This is a genomic window from Allobosea sp. NPDC055332 (genome assembly GCF_053645455.1).
The window spans coordinates 740,343-762,760 of the sequence record NZ_JBSHMO010000004.1 but is presented as its reverse complement, the minus strand read 5'-3'; the positions used below and the strand labels follow the sequence as shown (position 1 = coordinate 762,760).

Here is a 22,418-nt window from a genome sequence, read left to right as displayed (position 1 = left end):
GACAACTGCCGGCAGAGCCCGCCCGAGTGACGACCATCGACCAAGGGGATGCCCTGCTCCGGTTCGGCGACCGCCACCTGTTCACCCGCAGCTGGACGCCATCTGCTCCTGAAGCGAGCCGGCGCGCGCCGATCCTGCTCTTCCACGACTCGCTCGGTTGCATCGAACTCTGGCGCAGCTTCCCCGAAAAGCTGGCGGCGGCGACCGGCCGGCGCGTCGTCGCCTATGACCGCCTCGGCTTCGGCCGCTCCGATCCGCATCCGGGAAAGCTCGGCACCGGCTTCGTCGCGGACGAGGCGGAAAGCGTGGTTCCCATCCTCTGCGACCGGCTCGGCATCGGCGACTTCATCGTCTGTGGCCACAGCGTCGGTGGCGGCATGGCGATCGAGACCGCGGCGCGCTGGCCCGAGCGCTGCCGGGCTCTCGTCACCATCGCCGCCCAGACCTTCATCGAGGACAGGACGCTCGCCGGGATCAGGGTGGCGCAACGCGATTTCCAGGACGCAGGCAACCGTGCCCGGCTGGCGCGCTATCACGGCGACAAGACGCCCTGGGTGCTCGACGCCTGGATCGGGACCTGGCTCTCGCCCGCCTTCGCGGACTGGGCGCTCGACCAGCCTCTGGCCGGCGTGCGCTGCCCCGTCCTCGCCGTCCATGGCGAACTCGATGAGTACGGCTCGACCCGCCACCCGAAGCGCATTGCCGAAGGGCGCGGCGAGGCGCTGATCCTGGCCGGGATCGGCCATGTCCCGCATCGCGAGGCGGAGACGACGCTGGTTGCAGCGATCGAGCGCTTCCTCGCCGCGATTTGATCCGCCGCGTTGCACTCACCCCCGCTCCCCGCGATCCTCGGCCCGATAACTCCTCGGCCACAGACAGCTTCCTTACGGTTACCGAGCCGTTTCAGTAAATTATATAATTTCATAAAGGCAATCAAACTGAATATCGCGCGAATACCTGCTAGAATATCTCGCAGGATATCCGGAAAGGTAGTTTGATGCGCCGCCGCTTGATCCTGCCTGTCGCGATTGGGCTGGGCATCAGCTTGGGCCTGCTGCCTCTGGCAGCCGCCTATTACCTGTCGCAACAGCGGGCCATCGCGATCGAACGCGTCCATTTGAAGGACTACGCGAGGTGGACCTTGCAGCGGGCTGACTTGGCAGTCACGCGAGCCAAGAGTGCCTTGCGCCGGCTGGTGATGGAAAATCATGTGCTGTGTTCACCGCCCCACCTGGAGCGGTTGCGGCAAGTGACCACGGATGTCCTCTCCGTGGAGGAAATCGCTGTTTTCAAAGATGGAAGCTTGATTTGCGACAGCTGGGGTCCCTCGACGAGCCCCGAGCCGATGCGAAAGCCGGATATCGGCCTGTCGGAAGGTTTTGGCCTCGTCATAGGTTCGGGGCCGACATTGCAGCCACCCTCCGCCGCTATGGTTGCGGTCGCACACGGGCCTTACCAGGCACTCATCAAGAAGGAGCGCTTGATCGACGTCCTGCACGATACCCCGATGGTCATCGGGATCGCCACACATGACGGCAGACTGCTCGCTTTGTCAGAACAGGCCGATCCCCTTCTGGTACGGCAGCTCTCGCTGGAGCAGACCAGTGGGACAACTGGCCAGAAGGTGTTCTCATCGCTACGCAGCGCTGATTTCATTGCTTTCGCCATCTCGGACCACAGCGTCGTCGCCTGGCGCACCGATAGCGAGCTTTGGAAACTCATCCCGATCGGCGTGGCGATGTCGGCGAGCATCATCGCATTGATCATCTGGGCATCGCGCCAGCGCATGTCGCTGGCAGGCGAGCTCAAGACAGGAATCGCCTACCGCGAGTTCGTGGCGCACTATCAGCCCATCATCGAGCTTGCGACCGGCAGATGCGTTGGAGCTGAAGCGCTCATCCGGTGGCCCAAACCGGACGGTACCTGGGTCCGGCCGGATCTCTTCATCACCTACGCTGAAGACCATCACATGATCGCACCCGTGACCGACATCATGATCGCGCAGGTGCTGGAAGACATGAAGATGGCGCTGCGTTCCGATCCTTCGTTGCACATCGCGATCAACATCTCGGCCGAAGACATCCAGAGCGGCCGCTTCCTGGACGTGCTGTCCCCCGCCCTCGAGAAAGCCCAGGTCGACCCGGCGCAAATCTGGCTCGAGGCGACCGAGCGCAGCTTCATCGAAGCCGATGCGGCTCGCGCTACGCTCGAGCGGGCACGGCAACTTGGGCACACCATCGCGATCGACGATTTTGGAACGGGGTATTCCAGCCTGTCCCTTCTGGAAAGCCTGCCCCTCAATGCACTCAAGATCGACAAGTCATTCATCGACGCCATCGGCCGCGAGGCTGCGACGAGCATCGTGACGCCATCCATCATCGACATGGCGCATACCCTGACATTCGTCGTCGTGGCGGAAGGTGTGGAGAAGGCGGAGCAGGCAGCCTATCTGAAAGCCGCCGGTGTCGAATTCGCGCAGGGCTGGCTCTACTCCAAGGCCCTGCCGCCCAGAGAATTTCTTCAGTTCTACAGGCAACGCAACGAAGGGGCTCCGATACCGGAAGCAGCGTGACGGCCGAACCCGCCCAGTCGCAGGCTTGGGTTCTCCAGCGCTCGTCATCCTCGGAGGAGTTCGGCCTGTGGCCCCTATCGCACCATGTCGGCGAGAGCCTCGCGCATCGCCGCGCTGGGGACGTGGAACACCCCCTGATAGGGCAGGCCGAGATCGACGATCACGAACATGATGCTGGAGACGGAGAGCACGCCGATTATCAGAACAGCGGCGCTGAGCGCGCGGCGCGGGATCTGCAGGCCGAAGCTCAGGAAGACCAGGCTGAGCCAGAAGCTCAGGATACCGACGAAGAAGTCGCCGGACGGGGCGATCGCATCCTCGATGACGTTCCACCTGGCGGATGAGACCTCGGCATAGGCCGCGCGGCAGCGGGTCGCGGAATGTTCGAGGCCCGTGGTTGGCAGGGCGTCCACATCTGCGCCGATATCGCTCATCAACCGCGACAGCGTCCGATCCTCACCGCGAACGGCCATGCCGCGCGTATCGGGCATGCCTGCGACTTCGGGCGCCGCCTCGTGCGGCCAGGTACTGGCGATCACCGCCGCCGTGTACTGCCGCAGCTTCAGCCTGAGCGGGTCGGCCGCCTCCTTGAACAAGCGCAGGCACTGGTCGAGATTGGCCAGACGCGCGGCATAGGCCGAACGGTGACCGCTCGTGACGTCGAAGCGGCTTCGCGCCGTCGATAATTGCAGGCTGAGGATGAGCGCGGCGAAGGTGACCATCAGGCCGGTGACCAGCCTGATCGAATCCATGTTCTCGCTGGTCAGGTGGCGCTCATGCAGGCGTTTGCGCAAGGCGATGCCGACCAGCGCGCTGGCGCTGAACAGAGCAAGAAACGCGAAGACAAGGAGGAATTCCATTCGCTCTCTCCGCTTCGACGCCTACCCGGATGCCCAATCGGCCCCTCACCCCGGCAGCCGATACTCCCGGAACATCTCCCGGAGCGCCGTCTTCTGGATCTTGCCTGTCGCCGTGTGCGGGATCGCCTCGACCAGCACGACATCGTCGGGCAGCCACCATTTCGCGACCTTGCCGGTCATGAAGGCAAGCATCTCCTCGCGGCCGGGCGACCGGCCGGGCTTGGGCACGATCACCAGCAGCGGCCGCTCGTCCCATTTCGGATGGGCGACCCCGATCACCGCCGCCTCGGCGACATCGGGATGGCCGATGGCGAGGTTTTCGAGCTCGATCGAGGAGATCCATTCACCGCCCGACTTGATCACGTCCTTGGAGCGGTCGGTGACCTGCATGTAGCCGTGGGGGTCGATGGTCGCGACGTCGCCGGTGTCGAAGAAGCCGTGCTCGTCCAAAATCGGCTGATCGTGCCGGTAATAGGCACCGGCGACGGCCGGCCCGCGCACCTTCAGGCGTCCGAAGGTCTTGCCGTCCCAGGGCAGGTTCCTGCCGTCATCATCGGTCAGGCGAAACTCGACGGTGAACTGCGGATGCCCCTGCTTGACCTTGAGGTCGTAGAGCGCCTCGCCTTCGAGCTCGGAATAGACCGGCTTGATCGAGCAGAACGAACCGATCGGACTCATCTCGGTCATGCCCCAGGCATGGTCGACGGTGACGCCGTACTTCTTTTCGAAGGCCTCGGTCATCGCCCGCGGGCAGGCCGAGCCGCCAATCACCACGCGCTTCAGCGTGTCGAGCCTGCCGCCGGTCGCTTCCAGATGCTGCAGCAGGCCGAGCCAGACTGTCGGCACCGCCGCGGTCAGCGTCACGCCCTCGCCGTTGAGCAGCTCCAGCAGCGAGGCGCCATCGAGCTTCATGCCGGGCATGACCAGCTTCGCCCCAGTCATCGGCGCCGAGAAGGCCAGTGACCAGCTATTGGCATGGAAGAGCGGCACCACCGGCATCACCACGGTGCGCGCCGACAGGCCCATATAGTCAGGCTGGGCGCAGGCCATGGCGTGCAGCACGTTGGAGCGGTGCGAATAAAGCACGCCCTTGGGCCCGCCCGTCGTGCCCGAGGTGTAGCAGAGCCCGGCCGCAGTGTTCTCGTCGAACGCGGTCCAGGCGAAATCGGCATCGGCCTCGGCGAGCCAGTCCTCGTAAGCAACGGCGTTCCGGAGCGAGGTCTCCGGCATATGCGCCGCGTCGGTCAGGACGATGTAGCGCTCGACGCTCGGCAGCTTGTCCTGCAGGCCCTCGACCAGCCCAATGAAGGTCAGGTCGAGGAAGAGCAGACGGTCCTCGGCATGGTTGATCAGCTGGGCGATCTGCTCCGGGAATAGCCGCGGATTGACGGTGTGAGTGATCGCGCCCATGCCGCTGATGCCGTACCAGAGCGCCAGATGCCGATCGGTGTTCCAGGCCAGGGTCGCGACGCGGTCGCCGAGGCGGATGCCCTCCTGCGTCAGCCGCTTGGCGATCTTCAGCGCACTCTGGCGGATCTCGGCATAGGTCGTGCGCCGGATCGGGCCTTCGACGCTGCGGGAGACGACTTCGCGCGTGCCATGCTGGATCGCCGCGTGGTCGATGATCCGGTGGATCAGCAGCGGCCAATTCTGCATCAGCCCGAGCATGCGTTTCTCCCTGTCGTCTTGCTTCGCTTTTTGGCAGCATAGCCAGCGGACGGCTCGCGGCGAAAGCCCTCGCGTCCGCTTGCGAGATGAGTTAGTTTATAAGTAAACCATCCTAGGGAACGAACGCCTTGTCAGTGCCGCGCCCAGTCCCCGCCCCGGAACCCATCGAGCCGGATCGCGTCTGGTTCCGCTTCATGCGCCTGCACCAGCGCATGCTCGGCCAGATGACGGCGCGCATCCGCGAGCTCGGCCTCTCCATCCCGCAATTCGACCTGCTCTCGACCCTGACCGAGCGCGAGGGCATCAGCCAGAGCGAGCTCGCCGAGCGCCTCTACGTCACCAAGGGCAATGTCTCCGGCCTGGTCGACCGACTTGTGCAGGCCGGACTGGTCGAGCGCCGCGCCATCGTCGGCGACCGGCGCTCCTACGCCATGCACCTCACTGCCGAAGGCCGCCGCCTCGCCGAGGCCGGCATGGCGACGCAACGCGACTATGTCGCGCAGACGCTCGGCAAATTGCCGACGGAAGATCTCGCCGAGCTCGACCGGCTGGTGCTGGCCTGGCGCGAGCGCGCCCGCGCCATCGACGCGCCCTGATGTTCGCCGGTCTGGCTTATGCCGGCGGTGGCAACCGCTGCTACTGGCAGGGCGGCTTCTATGAGACCGTCGCGCCGCATATCGGCCTGAAGCCGCGCCGCATCGTCGGCGCCAGCGCCGGGGCCGGCGCCATGCTCTACAACGCGCTCGGTGTCGGCCCGACCGTGCGCGAGATGCTGCGCGAGGCCTGCATTGGCCGCACCTCCGAGGTCGACTGGGCCGCTTTCCGCCGTGGCGGCAGGCTCTTCCCGGTCGCCGAGATGTATCGCAGCATGCTCGCGACCTTGTTCACACCCGAGCGGCTGGCGGCGCTGAAAGCCCAGGCCGATTTCCTGATCGCGATCTCGCGGCCGCCGCGCTTCTGGCCATTGCCCGTCATCACCACCATCGGCATCGGCGCCTACCAGCTCGAGAAGCGTTTCCGCCGTCCGGTGCACCCGACCGTGGGCCGGAAACTCGGCTTCCGGCCCGATCTGGTCCGCATTGCCGACTGCGTCGATCCCGAGCAGCTGGTCGACGCGCTGATGGCGAGCGCCGCCGTGCCGCCCTTCATGCCGGCGGGCCATATCGGCGCCCGCGCCGCGCTCGATGGCGGCCTTGTCGACAGCGCCCCGGCCTGGGCGCTCGCCGAGATGGAAGCGGCCGGCGAGCAGACGCTCGTCCTGTTGACGCGGCCTTTCGCCGAAGTGCCGCAGGTCCAGAACCGCACTTATGTCCGGCCCTCGCAGGTGATCCCGGTCAGCCAGTTCACCATCCGCAACTGGGACGGCATCCGCTTCGCCTACGAGCTCGGAGTGAGGGATGGCGAGGATTTCCTGAGGACGATGGAGCAGCGGAAGGCGGGTTGAGCGCTGCCAAGGCAGTGTCTCATCCACTCCGTCATGCTCGCCCTTGTGGCGAGCATCCACGTCTTGAACTCCGCATTGCGTGGGGAAAGACGTGGATGGTCGGGACAAGCCCGACCATGACGGGTGCGGTTCCGCCGCCTGCCGCAATGCTCTACGACTTGAGTCCCCCCCGCCGGACCTCCCGATGGCCTCGATTGATCTCACCGCCTCCGCCACGAGCCTGCGCGCCGGTTTGCTGGCCCGCCACTTCACTGCCACGGAACTGCTCGAAGCAACCTTCGCCCGCATCGACGCGCTGAATCCCTCCCTCAATGCCATCGTCGCGCAGGATCGCGAAGCGGCTCGCGCGATGGCAGCGGAATCGGATCGACGCATCGCAGCCGGCGAAGCGAGGCCACTTGAAGGCCTGCCGATCACGATCAAGGACGCCTTCGACGTCGCCGGCCTGCCCTCTTCGGGCGGTCTGCCGGCCTATAAGGAGTGCATCCCGCAGGAGGATGCCGCCGCCGTCGCTCGCCTGCGCGCCGCCGGCGCGGTCATTCTCGGCAAGACCATGGTCCCGGTCTTCTCCGGCGACTTCCAGAGCTACAATCCCGCCCATGGCGTCACCAGCAATCCCTGGAATCCCGACTATTCGCCCGGCGGCTCTTCGGGCGGCGCGGCCGTCGCCGTCGCCACCGGGATGAGCGCCTTCGAGCTCGGCTCCGATCTCGGCTCCTCGATCCGCTGGCCGGCGCAGGCCTGCGGCGTCTTCGGGCTCAAGACCAGCTGGGGCCTGGTCTCGACCTGGGGCCTGATCCCGCCGCCGCCGGAGCGGCGCACCCTGCGCAATGCCGACCTCGTCGTCGCCGGCCCGATCACGCGGGCGACGGAAGACCTCGACCTGATCCTGCCTGTCCTGATCGGCCCGCGCGATCCGAATGTCGCGGGAGCGGCCCTGCCCGCCCCGCGCAGGACGGAGGCAAAAGGCCTGCGGGTCGCGCTCTGGGCACAGGAGCCGTTCGCGCCGGTGACGAAGGAGGTCTCGGACACCGTGCGCGAAGCCGGCCGGCGCCTCGCCGAAGCCGGCGCGACCGTCGACGAGACCGCCCGCCCCGGCTTTCGCTTCAGCGAGGCCTATGAGGTCTATGCGCTCCTGAACCACGCCGTCGTCGCCTATGGCCTGCCGCCAAAAGTGCGCGCCCGCATCCAGGCGCAAGCGGCGAAATTCGCTCCCGGCGATCTCTCGCATCAGGCGCTGCAGGCCCGCGGCGCCCGGATGACGCCCGGCCTCTACCAGCAGCTCCACCAGCGCCGCCTCGCACTGAAGCGGCAATGGGCCCGCTTCTTCCAGAGCTATGATGTGCTGCTCTGTCCGCCTGCGCCGGTCGCCGCGCAGAAACACGACCACCTGCCGGATTTCCACGCCCGCCGGCTCGACATCGACGGCGTGGAGCGGCCCTATCTCGACTTCCTGTGCTGGGCGAGCCTCGCCACCGGCTCCGATCTGCCTTCGCTGAGCGCGCCAGTCGGGTTCTCGCCGGCTAGTCTGCCGACCGGCGTCCAGATCATCGCGCCCTTCGGCGAGGACCGGACGGCGATCGCGGTCGGAGCGATGCTGGAGAGGGTGGGCGGCGGCTATCGTGTGCCGCCGGTCGCCGCGGCCTGAGCCTCCAACCAATCCGCCAGCGACGGCCGGCGGTTGCCGTCGCGGCCGATCGTTTCCGGCGCGGCGAGCATGGCGTTCAGCACCGCCTCCTGCGTCGCCTCCGCGGCAGCGCGGAAGGGCAGGTCGATCCGGTTCTCGTTGAGCGCCGTCAGCGGGACGAGATCGGCTTCGTCGTGATGGGCAATCCGGCTTGCCGTCGAGAAGGCGATGGCGATGTCACCGCTGCCATTGCCCCAGAAGGCGCCAAGCCGCGCCAGCCCGGCGCCGCAGCGCCGGGCGATGCGGGCGAGCTGCCGGCTCTCCAATGGCAGGTCGGTCGCCAGGATGATGATCACCGAGCCGCGCTCCGGCGGCTGGGGGCCTTGCTCGGGCGGCACCGGACGGCGGCCATCGGGCAGGACGAGATCGCCGGCATTGCCGAAATTCGCCTGCACCAGCACGCCGACGGTGAAACTGCGGCCATCGAGTTCGATCAGGCGCGAGGCGCTGCCGATGCCGCCCTTGAAGCCGAAGGCGCTCATGCCGGTGCCGGCGCCGACCGCGCCCTCCTCCACCGATCCGCCGCTCGCCGCATCAAGTGCCGCTTCCGCATCGGCGACCGTCAGGCGCCGGGCCCGGATGTCGGAGAGGAAGCCGTCATTGCATTCGAGCACCAACGAATTGACCGTCCCGGTGCTGCGGCCGATTTCGGGGTTGGCCGCGAGAGCGCGCCCGACCAGCGCCTCGATTCCCGTCGCAACCGAAAAAGTGTTGCCGAGCAGGAGCGGCGTCTCGATCTGGCCGAGCTCGGCGAGCTGCATCAGCCCGGCGCTCTTGCCGAAGCCGTTGATCACCTCGACCCCGGCCCTGACCTTCTCGCGGAAGAGGTCGCCGCCATGCGGCAGCACCGCGGTGAAGCCGGTGCGGATATCGCCCTCGCGGATCGTGCAATGGCCGACGGTGACGCCGGCGACATCGGTGATCGCATTGAGCGGGCCGGGCGGCAGCGAGCCGCAGACCAGGCCGTAATCGCGCGCCCGCTTGCTCAAGGGAATCTCCTGCTCAGGGCTCATCATATCGCCGTGTTGAACACGGCCTCGATATTGTGGCCATCAGGATCGATGACGAACGCCGCATAGTAATGCGGGCCGTAATGCGCCCGCACCCCCGGGGCGCCGTTGTCGCGCCCGCCATGCTGCAGCGCCACGCGATGGAATTCATCGACGGCCGCTCGGCTGGAAGCCGCGAAGGCGACATGGAATCCCGGCCCCGGCGGCCGCTGGCCGTCCGGACAGTGCTTCAATGCCAACGCGTCGCCGCCACCCGCAACACCGTAGCCAACGGCCTGATTACTCTCGCCGGGCCTGAGATCGCTCCAGACGCGGACGTAACCCAGCGGCGCGAGCACGGCATCGTAGAAGGCGACGGCTCGCTCGATATCGGCCACTCCGAGGGAGAGGTGATGCAGCATCGGCCGGCCCGGCTCGCTCACGCCGCGGCCTTGACCTTCGCCACCGTCACGCGTGGCCGCCCGCCGGCGAGCTCCTCGCGCAGCACCAGCCGTTCATCCGCAGCGAGTATACCAAGCGGTACGTCATGGTCCGGCATGACTGCCGTCGCCGATTTGTTGAGGAAGACGATCACCGGGCGATTGCCGGCTGCGGCCCAGCGGCGCAACTGCGGCAGATAGGGTTCCTTGCGCCAGGCCTGCGGCGCGCCGGGATCGAGCTGGACGAACAGCCAGTTCGTCGCCGGGTCCATCGTCAGCACAAAGCGGGCCTTGTCGGGCTTCCACTCCGGACCGAGGAAGGTCTGGGTCATCCAGAGGCAGAAGAAGGCGCGGCAATGATCCGGCCGTGTCGCATGGATGCCGCAGCCCCGGCCAGGCAGGCAGTGCTTGCACCAGCTACCGGCGACGCTCTCGACCGCCGGCACGTCATAGACCTTGCAGCAGAGCGTGCAGCTGCCGCAATCGCGGCCGGGAGCCGGCTGGTTTACCATGCGGGCGGGGTCGATCATGCCTGACCTCTTCGAAGAGCGCGGAACCATGCGCATCGTCGCGGCGGCTGGCAAGACCGTTTGGAAGCGTTCGAAGGAAAGAAACCGCCCTTTCAATTCCACTTGAAGCACCTCGTCATCCCAGGCGAAGCGAAGCGTAGACCCGGGATCCATGCCGGAACCGTTCAGGAATGGATCCCGGATCGGCGCCGCTGACGCGGCTTGTCCGGGATGACCAAGAACTCCGGGATGAGCCACCTCAAGATTCCGACGAGCCGGGCCCGTCCCGCGCCAGACTCTGCCCCGCTCTGCAGGAAAATCGCTCAGTGCTTGCGCGGGGCGCGGTCTATGCTCGCATAAACGACGCATAAGCATCGGGAGCCGGAAATGCTGACCAACCTCGCCGTCCGCGACATCGAGACCCTCGTCCACCCCTACACCAATCTGGCGGTGCATCGTGAGGTCGGCCCGCTGGTGCTGGAGCGCGGCAAGGGCGTCTATGTCTACGACGTCTCCGGCAAGGACTATATCGAGGGCATGGCCGGGCTCTGGTGCACCTCGCTCGGCTATTCCAACGAGGAGCTCTGCGACGTCGCCTATGAGCAGCTGAAGAAGCTGCCCTTCACCCATATCTTCTCCGGCCGCAGCCACGACCCGGCGATCGAGCTGGCCGAGAAGCTGAAGGAGATCGCCCCGGTGCCGATCTCCAAGGTGTTCTACGGCGCCTCCGGCTCGGATGCGAACGACACCCAGGTCAAGCTGGTCTGGTACATGAACAATGCGCTCGGCCGGCCCAAGAAGAAGAAAATCATCTCGCGGCTGAAGGGCTATCACGGCGTCACCGTCGCCTCGGCCTCGCTGACCGGCCTGCCGGCCAACCACACCGATTTCGACCTGCCGCTCCCCGGCATCCTGCACACCTCCAGCCCGCATCATTACCGCTTCGCGCAACCGGGCGAGAGCGAGCTCGACTTCTCTGCCAGGCTCGCCGCCGAGCTCGACGAGATGATCCAGCGCGAGGGGCCGGACACGGTCGCAGCCTTCATCGCCGAGCCGGTGATGGGCGCCGGCGGCGCGGTCACCCCGCCGGAGGGCTATTTCGAGGCGATCAACGCCGTGCTGGCGAAATACGACATCCTGTTCATCGCCGACGAGGTCATCACCGGCTTCGGCCGTACCGGCGAGATGTTCGGCACGACGACCTACAAGATGAAGGCCGACACGCTCTCCTGCGCCAAGGCGCTGACCTCGGCCTATTTCCCGCTCAGCGCCGTGCTCATCAACGAGCCGGTCTATGAGGTCCTCGTCGACCAGAGCAGGAAGATCGGCACCTTCGGCCATGGCAACACCTATGCCGGCCACCCCGTCGGCTGCGCCGTCGCGGTCAAGACGCTGGAGATCTACCAGCGCGACCGGATCATCGAGCATGTCCGCAAGATCGCGCCGACCTTCCTGCAGCGCCTTGGCAAGCTCGCCGAACACCCGCTGGTCGGTGAAGCCCGCGGCGTCGGCCTGATCGGCGGCGTCGAGCTCGTCAAGGACAAGGCGAGCAAGGCGCAGTTCGAGGCCAAGAAGGCCGTGGCGGCCAAGTCGGTCTCCTTCGCCCAGGACGAGGGCCTGATCCTGCGTGCCATGGGCGGCGACCGCGTCGCCTTCTGCCCGCCGCTGGTGATCACGGAGGCCGAGATCGGCGAGATGTTCGACCGCTATGAGCGGGCGCTCGCCAAGACGCTCGACTGGGTCAAGGCCGAAGGCCTGCTCGCGGGCTAAGCGAAGACGCAGGAACCAGGACCGTCATGCTCGCCCTTGTGGCGAGCATCCATGTCTTGGGTACCGCATGCGACAAGGGAAGACGTGGATGGCCGGGACAAGCCCGGCCATGACGGGAAAGAGCGGTCAGTACTTGTTTGCGCCCCCTCCCGCGAAACTGTGCCAAAGCTGACCAAAGCCTCGGTGTGACACGAAAAACGTCACGAGAATTTCATGATGCCGCCGCCGGCCCGACCTGATCGGCAGCGACATTGCCGGTGCTGGCGGCCCAGGAACCGCCGGCGCCACAACTGGAAACCGAGGATCATGTCTACGCATAAGCCGCGCCACCCCGCGCACCGTACCGCCAGCTTCCATGATGCCAGCGCACGTGAGGCCTATGCATCGCGCTTCCGCCCGATCGCGATTCCTGCCATTGTCGCGGGAACCCGCTGGGCCCCGGCCGCGTTGACCTCGCAGCACAGGGACGTTCCGGCGCTCCTGCGCAACGGTTTCGAAGATTGATACGACGACCTCCGACTGAGACCCAGAATGCTTGACCGGCGCAGAGTTCTTCAAACTCTCGCCGGTCTTTTTCTGTCCGGCTTCGGGCTCGGCAGCTACGCCTATGCCTGGGAGCCGGCTCGCCAGGATGTGACCCGCTACAGGCTCCGGCCGGCCCGCTGGCCTGACGGCAAGCGGCTGCGTCTCGCCGTTCTCAGCGATCTCCATGTCGGCAGCGGACATATGCCGGTCTCGCGCGTCGGTGCGATCGTCGACCAGACCAATCTGCTGAAACCGGACCTCGTCCTCCTGCTCGGCGATTTCGTCGCCAGCCGCGACTGGCACCCAGGCGATCCGCGACCGGCCGAATGGGCGGCGGAGCTCGCCCGCTTGCAGGCGCCGAACGGCTGCTTTGCCGTGCTCGGCAATCACGATTGGTGGCACGACGAGCGCGCCCAGAGCGCGCGCCGCGGCCCGACACTGGCCGGCGCGGCGCTGGCAGCGGCCGGCATTGCGGTGCTGGAAAACCAGGCGCTCAAGCTCGATACCGCGGCGGGGCCGATCTGGCTCGCCGGCCTCGGCGATCAATGGGCCTTCCCGCGCTGGCTGCAGCCGCCGGGAGCAGGCAGGGCCCATCGCGGCATCGACGACCTCGCAGGCACGCTCGCAATGGTCACCGACGATGCGCCGCTGATCCTGATGGCGCATGAGCCCGACATCTTCGCACGCACGCCGGCGGACATCGCTCTGACCGTGTCGGGCCACACCCATGGCGGGCAGGTCAGGCTGTTCGGCTGGTCACCCGTGGTGCCGTCGCGCTATGGCAACCGCTACGCCTATGGCCATATCGTCGAGAACGGCCGCAACCTCATCGTCTCGGCCGGCCTCGGCGTCAGCAGCAAGATGCCGCTGCGGCTGGGCGCACCGCCGGAAATCGTCCTGATCGAGCTGGGCTGAACATCGCCGTCATTGCGAGGAGCAAGCGACGAAGCAATCCAGAAGGGCTCGCTCTATCGCCCCTGGATTGCTTCGCGGAGCCTGTCCTCGGGCTTGCCGAAGGCAAGACCCGGGGGCTCGCAATGACGATGAAGCTTGGTGTCCTTACCGGACGATGACCTTCCCGCCGACCGCAGCGCGGTTGTAGAGGTCGATCGCATCGATATTGCGCATCCGGATGCAGCCGGACGAGGCCGAGCGGCCGATCGTCTCCGGCTCGTTGGTGCCGTGGATGCGGTAGAGCGTGTCCTTGCCGTTCTGGTAGAGATAGAGGGCGCGGGCGCCGAGCGGATTGTCCGGCCCGCCCTCCATGCCACCGGCGCGCGGCGCCAGATGTGGCCAGCGCGCGATCATCTCGGCCGGCGGCGTCCAGCGCGGCCATTCGGCCTTGCGCTGCATCACCGCAGTGCCGGTCCAGCCGAAAGCCTCGTCGCCGGTCGCGACGCCGTAGCGGATCGCCTTCTTGTTCGGCAGGACGAAGTAGAGGAACTTTTCGGTGGTATCGACGATGATCGTGCCAGGCTCTTCGCCGGTCGGGTCGGTGATCTCGTAAGGCAGATGCGTCAGCTGCGTCTCGAAATTCGGCACGAGCGCCATGTATTCGGCGTCGCGTGCCGACAGCGACGGCGCATGGACCGTCTTGTACTGGCAGGCGCCGAGAAGCACCGACAGGCCGAGCACCGTAACGAGAGTCTGCTTCATGGGGTCCACCGCCGGCACCGAAACGGTGCTCGTTATGATGAATGCATCGTTAAAAAACGGTGACCCGACGAGACACGGCCCGGGTCGAACACAAGCTGGTCTTACGGCGCAAATGACTCGCAGGCAATGAAGTTCAGCACCTGCTCTGGCGTCTTGCTGCATTGCAGTGACAATATGGTCACGCTTGCGGGCTACCCCGTTTGGAAAGCTTCGCGACTATCGGAGACTTGCGCGTGACGACGCTGCTGATCAGCCATCCTTCCAGCCTTCGCCATGTCACGCCGCCGGGTCATCCCGAACGCGCTGACCGGATTCGCGCCGTCGAGCAGGCCTTGGAGGAAGAGCGATTCGCACTGCTTCAGCGCGTCGATGCGCCCGAAGGCACGCTCGCCCAAGTCGCGCTCTGCCACCCCGCCGCCTATGCGCAGGCGATCGTCGAGGCCGCGCCGCAGGAGGGGATGGTCCAGGTCGACGCCGACACCATCATGTCGCCCGGCACGCTTTCGGCAGCGCTGCACGGCGTCGGCGCCGCCGTGCATGCCGTCGACGAGGTCATGACCCGGCGCGCGACCAACGCTTTCAGCGCCATGCGCCCGCCCGGCCACCATGCCGAGAGCGACAAGGCGATGGGCTTCTGCTTCTTCAACAATGCCGGCATCGCCGCTCGCCATGCCCAGCGGACGCACGGCGCCGAGCGCGTCGTCATCGTCGACTGGGATGTGCATCACGGCAACGGCACGCAGGAGATCTTCTGGGGCGACGCCAGCGTGCTCTACGCCTCGACCCACGAGATGCCGCTCTATCCCGGCACCGGCGCGCCGTCGGAGCGCGGCGAGCACGGCACGATCGTCAACGCCGCGCTCAGGGCCGGCGACGGAACGGACGCGTTTCGCGACGCCTTCGAGAGCGCGATCCTGCCGCGGCTCGAGGCCTTCCGCCCCGATCTCGTGATCATCTCGGCCGGCTTCGACGCCCATTGGCGCGACCCGCTCGCCAACATCAACCTCAAGGAAGCCGATTTCGCCTGGGCGACGCAGAAGTTGATGGAGATCGCCGACCACCATGCCGGCGGCCGTCTCGTCTCGATCCTGGAAGGCGGCTACGATCTCGAAGGCCTGTCGAAATCGACCGCCGCCCATGTCAACGCGCTGATGCGCGGCTAGCCACCACCATCATTCCAGCGGCGCGGTCTCGGCGATCTCGATGCCGAAGCCGGAGAGGCCGACGAAGGCGCGGGTCGAGGACGCCAGGTTGACGATCGAGGCGACGCCGAGATCGCGCAGAATCTGGGCGCCGAGGCCGACCTCGCGCCATTGCTGCGAGCGCAGCGCGTCCGAACCTTCTTCATCCTCGACGCTCTTGATCGGCACGCCGGCCGAACCGTCGCGCAGATAGACCAGCACGCCCTTGCCCTCCTGCTGGAAGCGGCGCAGCACGCACTGGATCGAGGAGGCACCGCCGAGCACGTCGGCGACGACATTGGCGCGGTGCAGCCGGGCCGGCACCTTCTCGCCGTCGCCGAGCTTGCCCATGACGAAGGCGAAATGCTGGGTGTCGTCGAAGGGCGTCACATAGACATGGCCGGTCATCTCGCCGAACTCGGTCTTGACCGGGAAGGAGTGCACGCGCTCGACCAGCTTCTCGCGCGCCTGGCGATAGGCGATCAGGTCGGCGACCGTGATCTGCTTGAGGCCGTGCTTCTGGGCGAAGGCGGTGATCTGGGCGCCCTTCATCACCGTGCCGTCATCATTGGCGAGCTCGCAGATGACGCCGACGGGCGGCAATTCCGCAAGCTTGCAGAGGTCGACGGCCGCCTCGGTATGGCCCGAGCGCATCAGCACGCCGCCATCCTTGGCGATCAGCGGGAAGACATGGCCGGGCCGAACGAAATCGGCGGCGCCCATATTGCCGTTGGCGAGCGCCCTGACCGTGTTGGTGCGCTGCTCGGCCGAAATGCCGGTGGTCAGCCCGTGCTTGACGTCGACCGTGATGGTGAAGGCGGTACCGAGCGGAGCATCGTTCGACGAGACCATCGGATCGAGCCGCAGGCGGCGCGCCTCGTTCGCCGTCAGCGGCGCACAGACGATGCCGCAGGTGTTGCGGATGATGAAGGCCATCTTCTCCGGGGTGCAGAGCGAGGCGGCGACGATGAGATCGCCCTCGTTCTCGCGGTCATCGTCATCGGTGACGATGACGATCTCGCCGCGTGCGAAGGCTTCGACGGTCTCGGCGACATTGCTTGCGGTCATGGCAGCCTCGCGCGGGCTCTGCAGGCCCAGAAAATCATTGGGGGTGACGGCGCCGCCGGTCGCGGCGGCGATACGCTCGGCGCTCTCGCGCGAGATCCAGGCAGTGGGATCGTTGCAGAGCGCCGTGACGCTGGCCGGCGACAGGCCGACCTGCCGCGCAAAGGCGCTGCGGGCGGTCTTGGTTTGCTGGAGCCAGATGTCGAGCTTCATGAAGTGAAGCTAATACGGCTTCGCTTCATTATCAATGAAGGCTGAGAAATTTTTCAGTGATACTGAAATTCACTGCCCGAACGGCCAGCGCGGCTCGACTACGCCGACCTGGGCGCGGTGGCGCAGATACTGGTCGGCGAGCACGCAAGCGACCATGGCTTCGCCGACCGGCACGGCGCGGATGCCGACACAGGGGTCGTGGCGGCCCTTGGTGAACATCTCGGTCTCGCCGCCGGTGCGATTCACCGTAGCGCGCGGCGACAGGATCGAGGAGGTCGGCTTCACGGCGAAGCGCGCCACGATCGGCTGGCCGGTCGAGATGCCGCCGAGGACGCCGCCGGCATGGTTCGACAGGAACAGCGGCTTGCCGTCATTGCCGGCGCGCATCTCGTCAGCGTTTTCTTCGCCGGAGAGCTCGGCGGCGCCGAAACCATCGCCGATCTCGACGCCCTTGACCGCATTGATGCTCATCAGCGCCGCGGCGATCTCCGCGTCGAGCTTGCCATAGATCGGCGCGCCCAGGCCTGCGGGCACACCTTCAGCGACGATCTCGAGCACAGCCCCGATCGAGGAGCCGGATTTGCGGATGCCGTCGAGATAATCGGCAAAGCGCTCGGCCGCCTTCGCGTCCGGGCAGAAGAACGGGTTGTTGCCGACCTCGTCCCAATCCCAGTTGCCGCGATCGATCTTGTGCGGGCCCATCTGGACGAGGGCGCCGCGCACGATCATGCCCGGCACGACCTTGCGGGCGATCGCTCCCGCCGCGACCCGCATCGCCGTCTCGCGGGCCGAGGAGCGGCCGCCGCCGCGATAGTCGCGGATGCCGTATTTCACGTCATAGGTGAAATCGGCATGGCCCGGCCGGTACTTGTCCTTGATCTCGGAATAATCCTTCGAGCGCTGGTCGACATTGTCGATCATCAGCCCAATCGAGGTGCCCGTGGTGACCTGCTCGCCATCGGCCTCCCGCGCGAAGACGCCGGAGACGATCCGAACCTGGTCCGGCTCCTGGCGCTGCGTCGTATAGCGCGACTGGCCGGGCCGGCGCTTGTCGAGGTCGCGCTGGATCTCGGCCTCGCTCAGCGGGATCAGCGGCGGGCAGCCGTCAACGACACAGCCGATCGCGGGCCCATGGCTCTCGCCGAAGGTGGTGACGCGGAAGAGATGGCCGAAGGTATTGTGGGACATGAGAGCCTGACACGGTGACGCGTCAGGCTCTTAGCCGCATTTCGGCGCAGGCGGAACCCGCCGTGCTCCGGCTCACTTCACCTCGATGATGAAATCACGGCTGCGCGTTTCACGGCCGCCGGCATCATTCGTGATGGAATCGTATTTGAGCGTGAACTTGTCCTGCCCCCTGAAACCGGGGTTCGGCGTGTAGAGCGAGATGCGGTAGTCGATCAGCCTGCCGTCGCAGCGGTTGCCGGGAAGTTTCAGCGGCAGCCGATGCAGGCCATGCGTCACCCGGCCGTGCTTCGGTTCGACCCAGAGGCTGGGCTCCGGCGGCTCCCAGGTTTCGCAGCTGTTGAAGGTATAATTGCCTGCCGCGGCCGCGACGACCGGCTTTCCGGCCATGGTGGTGCGGGTGATGGTTTCATTGCAGCCGCCCAATAGGACTGCTGTCGTCGCAAGCGCGGCAAGAAGCCTGGTCGTCATGGTATCCCCCAGCCCGAGATGGGCCGGGACAGCTACTGCACTCAAGGGTTGCAGAACAAGTGCATACTTCGTTCAGTGCTGCACTGCCGCCGCCGGCACCGCCGGCGCGCCTTCCCAGCGCGTGTTCGCCGGCAGGTTCTCGCCCTTCATGATCACGGTGAGCAGGCCGATCTGGGCGTAGTCGCCGACATGGGTGTCGTAGAGCACGGTCGCACCGGCGCCGACGCACACGCCCTTGCCGAGCGTGACCTTGCCGACCTTCATCACCCGGTCCTCGTAGAGATGGGTCTGCAGGGCGGAATGGGCGTTGACGGTGCAGAAATCGCCGACCTTGATGCAGTCGAACTCGGTGATATCCGTCGAATCCAGCCAGACGCCCTGGCCATATTGCGCGCCGAACAGGCGCAGGAACCAGGGCAGGAACGGCGTGCCGCGCAGATAGTCGAACAGGACCTTGCCACCCAGGCCCCAATAGAGCACCGCGATCGCTTCCGTACGCATCGCCCAGAACGACCACATCGGCTTCATCACCGGCTTGTAGACGCCCATCAGCAGCCATTTCATCAGCGCGCAGATCAGCGCCTGCGTGATCGCGATGACGACGGCGCAGCCCATGAAGGCGAACGCCAGGCCGACCCAGTCGCGGTCGAAGATCTTCTGCTGCAGCACGAGATCGACGGCGATGGTGCCGAAGGTGATGAACAGCATCGCCGGAAAGGAGGTGTGCAGCGCCTCGAATCCGGCACGCGCCAGCTTCTTGCCGAGCGAGGGCTTGTAGGTCCAGTCGGCGCCGAGATCGACCTTCTGGCGGGTCGGCAGCTTGATCGGCGGCGAACCGAACCAGGTGTCGCCAGCGCTCATCAACTCGTTCGCCGGCGGCTTCGACTTGATGCCGATCAGCACCTTGTCGGGGATGACGGTGCCCGGCGGCACCACTGCGTCGTTGCCGACAAAGACCTGCTCGCCCGTGCGCGTCATGTCGAGGCGCATATAACCGCGCCGCATGTCCTCGTCGCCGAAGATCACCTCGTCGGCAATGAAGTTGCCGCCGCCGATCCCGGTGATGTCGTAGCGGCCGGAGAGATTGGTCGAGATCTCGGCGCCCTGCCCGATCCTGGCGCCCATCATCCGGTACCAGAAGCGCATGTAGATCGTCGCAAACAGCGACGACAGCGTCTCCAGCGTCACCTCGGTCGCCAGCGCCACCGTCCATTTGCGGGCGTAGAAGCCGGAATGGATCGAATAGGTGCCGGAGGACACGCGCGGCAGGATCGCCCAGCGCAGCGCCGCGATCAGGAAGACCGTGACGGTGATGAGCCCGATCGCCGTCGGCCAGGTCAGGAGCGGCAGGTACCAGAGATAGCTGACGTCGGACCAGGTCGCGATCCAGTTGTCGATGTTGTCGAACAGCCAGAAGGCCGGGAAGATCGGCAGGAGACTGATCGGCGGCAGCACGATCAGCATTACCACGTAGAACAGCGTCATCGCCGCTCGCCGCCCGGAACTGGCTTCGGCCTGCGGCGGCAGAGCCTCGAGGTCGACCATGCCCTTCTTGCCGGCAGGCGAGCCGTCCCAGATCTCGGCCTCGCCGATCTTTGCGCCCGGCGCGATCGCCGTGAGGTCGCCGATCTCGGCGTGGTCGCCAATATGGCAGCCATGGCCGAAGACCACGGAGGAGCCGGCATAGACGTCCTTGCCGATCGTGATGCGGCCGATGATGAAGTCGGCCCCGATCGCCTCGGCATTGGCGAAGGTGGTCTTGGATCCCAGCGTCGTGCCGTCGCCGAGCTCGACGAGGTCGACCGCGCCAGCCTCGTAATCGGAGATGATGACGTCGCGTCCGACCTTGGCGCCGAGCAGGCGCCAGTAGAAGCGCATCACCGGCGTGCCTTGCAGCCATTTGATGTGCACGAGCCCGGCGACGCGCGAGGCGAACCACCAGCGGAAATAATAGACGCCCCAGAGCGGGTAGGTGCCGGGCCTGGTCCGGCCCAGCACCAGCCATTTCAGGCCGATCGCGATGAAGCCGGTGATGAGCGTGATCGCGACATAGATGCCGAGCAGCGCGAAGACCTGCGCCATCCCCGACAATTCTTCGCCAGAGAGCAGCATGTAGCTGACGAAGATGCCGAGCCACTGCGCCGTCGACAGGCTGATGATGATCGGCAGCGCGACCGCCTGCGCCAATCCACAGAGGAAGCGGCGCATCAGCGGCGGCGGCGTGAAGGAGAGGTCCTGCTCCGCCTGGATGCCACGCGAATCGAGCAGCGCCGCCATCGCCCGCAAGGTGCGCGCGCCATAGACGTCCTGCAGGGTGATGCCGGCATAGGCCGGCGTCTCGCGCACGATCGAGATGAAGCGCGCCGCCAGCAGCGAATGGCCGCCGAGATCGATGAAGAAATCCGCCTCCAGCGGCAGCGCCTGCGCCCCGAGCACGCGCTTGGCGGCATCGAGCAGGGCAGCTTCCGTCTCGTTGCGCGGCGGCTCCTGCTCGCCGCTCGCGGCCGGCGCCGTCAGCGGCGCGGCCTTCAGCATCTTGCGGTCGACCTTGCCGGAGACCATGCGCGGCAGCGAGCCGACCGGCTCGAAATGCGCCGGGATCATGTAGGGCGGCAGCTTTTCGCGCAGCGACGCCCGCAGCACCGAGCCCTCGATCTGCACGCCGGGCTCGCCCACCAGGAAGGCGACGAGCCGCTCGATGCCGTCATCGGTCCGGAGCACCACCGCAGCCTGGCTGATGCCGGCCTCGTCCGAAAGCGCGGTCTCGATCTCGCCGAGCTCGACCCGGAAGCCGCGGATCTTGACCTGGTCGTCGATGCGGCCGTGGAAGACGATGTTGCCGTTCTCGTCGAGACTGACGGCATCGCCCGAACGATAGAGGATCGGGTCGCTGCCACTCCCGCCGAACGGGTTGGGAATGAACTTCTCGGCCGTCAGCTCCGGGCGCAGATGGTAGCCCTTGGCGACGCCGGGCCCGCCGATCAGGAGCTCGCCCTGCTGGCCGACACCGGTCAGCTTCATCTCTTCATCGACGATATAGGCGGTGTAGTTCGGGATCGGCCGGCCGATGGTGACGGTCTCGCCCGGCTCGACCGGGGCGGCGGTCGCCACCACGGTCGCTTCCGTCGGCCCATAGGTGTTGAAGATGCGCCGGCCCGGCTTCGACCATTTCTGCACGATCGAAGGCGGCAGCGCTTCGCCGCCGAGCAGGATCAGCGTCAGCGAGGGCACGTCGGCAGGCAGGATGCCGAGCAGGGTCGGCACCGTGTCGATCACGGTGACGCCGGCCTCGGCGAGAATTGCCGGCAGCTTCTCGGCGTCGCCCATCATCTGCGGCGTCGCGACGAACAGGGTCGCGCCGACGAGATAGGGCGTCCAGATCTCCTCCATCGACAGGTCGAAGGCGACGGAAGCGCCCTGGAAGACCACGTCTTCCGGACCCATGCCGTAGATCGCATTCCCCGAACGCAGGAAATGGCAGATGTTGCGCTGGCTGATGACGATCGCCTTGGGCGTGCCGGTCGAGCCCGAGGTGTAGATCAGATAGGCCGGATGATCGGAGGTCAGCCCCGCGGGGCGCGCCGGCATCGCCTGTCCGTCGCTGGCCTCGGCGAGCTGCTGCGGACACCAGACCGTGCGTTCCGTCGCCGCGGCACGCGCCTTCCAGTCGGTCTGCGTCACCAGCCCCTTGGCGCTGGCATCGTTGAGGCAGATGGCAATGCGCTCGACCGGCGCCTCGGCGTCGAAAGGCAGCCAGGCGGCGCCGGACAGCGTGATCGCGATCTGCGCCACCAGGAGATCGATGCCGCGCGGCATCCACAGGCCGATCATGTCGCCCGGTCCGACGCCGGCCAGCGCAAGGCCGCGCGCCTGCGCCTGCGCTTCTGCCCAGACCTGGGCATAGCTCAGCCGCCGTTCGCCCGAGATCATCGCGATGTGATCGGCGCGCGCAGATACGCTCGCCGCGAAGATCTCGGCGAGCACCTCGTCGCGCAGCAGCTCCGGCCGCTTCTCGCCCGCCAGCATCGCGAGCGCGGTCGCGCCGGAATCGGCGGTGCCCGCCGAAACTGTGGTGATGTCGTTCATTCTGCCCCGCCGCAGGTCCCGGCCTTTGCGCCTGGACCGCACCTCACGCCGAACGCCCGCCTCCCCGCGACGACGCGTCCATCAAATCCCAGGCCGG

18 protein-coding genes are annotated in these 22,418 nt (G+C 66.6%); 8 read left to right on the top strand and 10 right to left on the bottom strand.

The features are described 5' to 3' along the window. Window positions 1-26 precede the first annotated feature (26 nt). Complete coding sequence (locus ACWIGM_RS25175) at window positions 27-812, top strand: alpha/beta fold hydrolase (RefSeq protein ID WP_454028700.1); 786 nt, start codon at window positions 27-29, stop codon at window positions 810-812. A gap of 185 nt (window positions 813-997) precedes the next feature. Beyond that, complete coding sequence (locus tag ACWIGM_RS25170) at window positions 998-2,572, top strand: EAL domain-containing protein (protein ID WP_454028699.1); 1,575 nt, start codon at window positions 998-1,000, stop codon at window positions 2,570-2,572. A 74-nt stretch (window positions 2,573-2,646) separates the two neighbouring features. Here ACWIGM_RS25170 and ACWIGM_RS25165 read toward each other — a convergent pair whose 3' ends face one another. Together ACWIGM_RS25165 and ACWIGM_RS25160 are read right to left on the bottom strand one after the other, a co-directional pair. Further along, the gene (locus tag ACWIGM_RS25165; protein WP_454028698.1) at window positions 2,647-3,432 is read right to left on the bottom strand and encodes a bestrophin-like domain; all 786 of its coding nucleotides are present in this window, start codon (window positions 3,430-3,432) and stop codon (window positions 2,647-2,649) included. A 45-nt stretch (window positions 3,433-3,477) separates the two neighbouring features. Beyond that, window positions 3,478-5,100, bottom strand: a complete 1,623-nt coding sequence (locus ACWIGM_RS25160; protein ID WP_454028697.1) for a long-chain-fatty-acid--CoA ligase — start codon at window positions 5,098-5,100, stop codon at window positions 3,478-3,480. A 194-nt stretch (window positions 5,101-5,294) separates the two neighbouring features. Here ACWIGM_RS25160 and ACWIGM_RS25155 point away from each other — a divergent pair, with 194 nt between their 5' ends. The 3 genes from ACWIGM_RS25155 (at window position 5,295) to ACWIGM_RS25145 (ending at window position 8,192) form a co-directional block, all read left to right on the top strand. Beyond that, window positions 5,295-5,696 (top strand): MarR family winged helix-turn-helix transcriptional regulator, encoded by a 402-nt coding sequence (locus ACWIGM_RS25155; RefSeq protein WP_454028764.1) that lies wholly within the window; start codon window positions 5,295-5,297, stop codon window positions 5,694-5,696. Continuing rightward, window positions 5,696-6,544 (top strand): patatin-like phospholipase family protein, encoded by an 849-nt coding sequence (locus ACWIGM_RS25150; protein ID WP_454028696.1) that lies wholly within the window; start codon window positions 5,696-5,698, stop codon window positions 6,542-6,544. Before ACWIGM_RS25155 ends, ACWIGM_RS25150 begins: the two co-directional genes overlap by 1 nt. A 184-nt stretch (window positions 6,545-6,728) precedes the next feature. Then, the gene (locus ACWIGM_RS25145; protein WP_454028695.1) at window positions 6,729-8,192 is read left to right on the top strand and encodes an amidase family protein; all 1,464 of its coding nucleotides are present in this window, start codon (window positions 6,729-6,731) and stop codon (window positions 8,190-8,192) included. Here the strand turns inward: ACWIGM_RS25145 and ACWIGM_RS25140 are convergent. The 3 genes from ACWIGM_RS25140 to ACWIGM_RS25130 are packed head-to-tail and all read right to left on the bottom strand — an operon-like array spanning window position 8,162 to window position 10,190. Further along, entirely contained in the window at window positions 8,162-9,220 is a 1,059-nt protein-coding gene (locus ACWIGM_RS25140; protein WP_454028694.1) for a DmpA family aminopeptidase, read from the bottom strand. The two genes, ACWIGM_RS25145 and ACWIGM_RS25140, sit on opposite strands and share 31 nt — an antisense overlap. 23 nt (window positions 9,221-9,243) lie before the next feature. After that, window positions 9,244-9,642 carry a VOC family protein gene (locus ACWIGM_RS25135; RefSeq protein WP_454028693.1) on the bottom strand — a complete coding sequence of 133 codons (399 nt, stop codon included), beginning with the start codon at window positions 9,640-9,642 and terminating at the stop codon, window positions 9,244-9,246. 17 nt (window positions 9,643-9,659) lie between these two features. Beyond that, complete coding sequence (locus ACWIGM_RS25130) at window positions 9,660-10,190, bottom strand: hypothetical protein (RefSeq protein WP_454028692.1); 531 nt, start codon at window positions 10,188-10,190, stop codon at window positions 9,660-9,662. Window positions 10,191-10,556: 366 nt separating this feature from the next. Here ACWIGM_RS25130 and ACWIGM_RS25125 point away from each other — a divergent pair, with 366 nt between their 5' ends. Next, the gene (locus ACWIGM_RS25125; RefSeq protein WP_454028691.1) at window positions 10,557-11,939 is read left to right on the top strand and encodes an aminotransferase; all 1,383 of its coding nucleotides are present in this window, start codon (window positions 10,557-10,559) and stop codon (window positions 11,937-11,939) included. A gap of 531 nt (window positions 11,940-12,470) precedes the next feature. Next, on the top strand, window positions 12,471-13,379 hold the full coding sequence (locus ACWIGM_RS25120; RefSeq protein ID WP_454028690.1) for a metallophosphoesterase: 909 nt from the start codon (window positions 12,471-12,473) through the stop codon (window positions 13,377-13,379). Between the two features lie 144 nt (window positions 13,380-13,523). On the opposite strand, the gene ACWIGM_RS25115 is transcribed toward ACWIGM_RS25120, so the two are convergent. Continuing rightward, a complete protein-coding gene (locus ACWIGM_RS25115; protein WP_454028689.1) occupies window positions 13,524-14,120 on the bottom strand; it encodes a L,D-transpeptidase in 597 nt (198 codons plus the stop codon). Window positions 14,121-14,353: 233 nt separating this feature from the next. Between ACWIGM_RS25115 and ACWIGM_RS25110 the strand changes: the two genes are divergently transcribed. Continuing rightward, on the top strand, window positions 14,354-15,283 hold the full coding sequence (locus ACWIGM_RS25110; protein ID WP_454028688.1) for a histone deacetylase family protein: 930 nt from the start codon (window positions 14,354-14,356) through the stop codon (window positions 15,281-15,283). Window positions 15,284-15,292: 9 nt separating this feature from the next. Here the strand turns inward: ACWIGM_RS25110 and ribB are convergent, their stop codons facing one another. The 4 genes from ribB to ACWIGM_RS25090 form a co-directional block, all read right to left on the bottom strand. Next, a complete protein-coding gene (ribB, locus tag ACWIGM_RS25105) occupies window positions 15,293-16,579 on the bottom strand; it encodes a 3,4-dihydroxy-2-butanone-4-phosphate synthase (protein WP_454028687.1) in 1,287 nt (428 codons plus the stop codon). A gap of 69 nt (window positions 16,580-16,648) precedes the next feature. Next, window positions 16,649-17,767 carry a chorismate synthase gene (gene aroC, locus ACWIGM_RS25100; RefSeq protein WP_454028686.1) on the bottom strand — a complete coding sequence of 373 codons (1,119 nt, stop codon included), beginning with the start codon at window positions 17,765-17,767 and terminating at the stop codon, window positions 16,649-16,651. A 72-nt stretch (window positions 17,768-17,839) separates the two neighbouring features. After that, window positions 17,840-18,235 (bottom strand): hypothetical protein, encoded by a 396-nt coding sequence (locus ACWIGM_RS25095; RefSeq protein WP_454028685.1) that lies wholly within the window; start codon window positions 18,233-18,235, stop codon window positions 17,840-17,842. A 72-nt stretch (window positions 18,236-18,307) separates the two neighbouring features. Next, window positions 18,308-22,321 (bottom strand): Pls/PosA family non-ribosomal peptide synthetase, encoded by a 4,014-nt coding sequence (locus tag ACWIGM_RS25090; protein ID WP_454028684.1) that lies wholly within the window; start codon window positions 22,319-22,321, stop codon window positions 18,308-18,310. Between the last annotated feature and the right edge of the window lie 97 nt (window positions 22,322-22,418).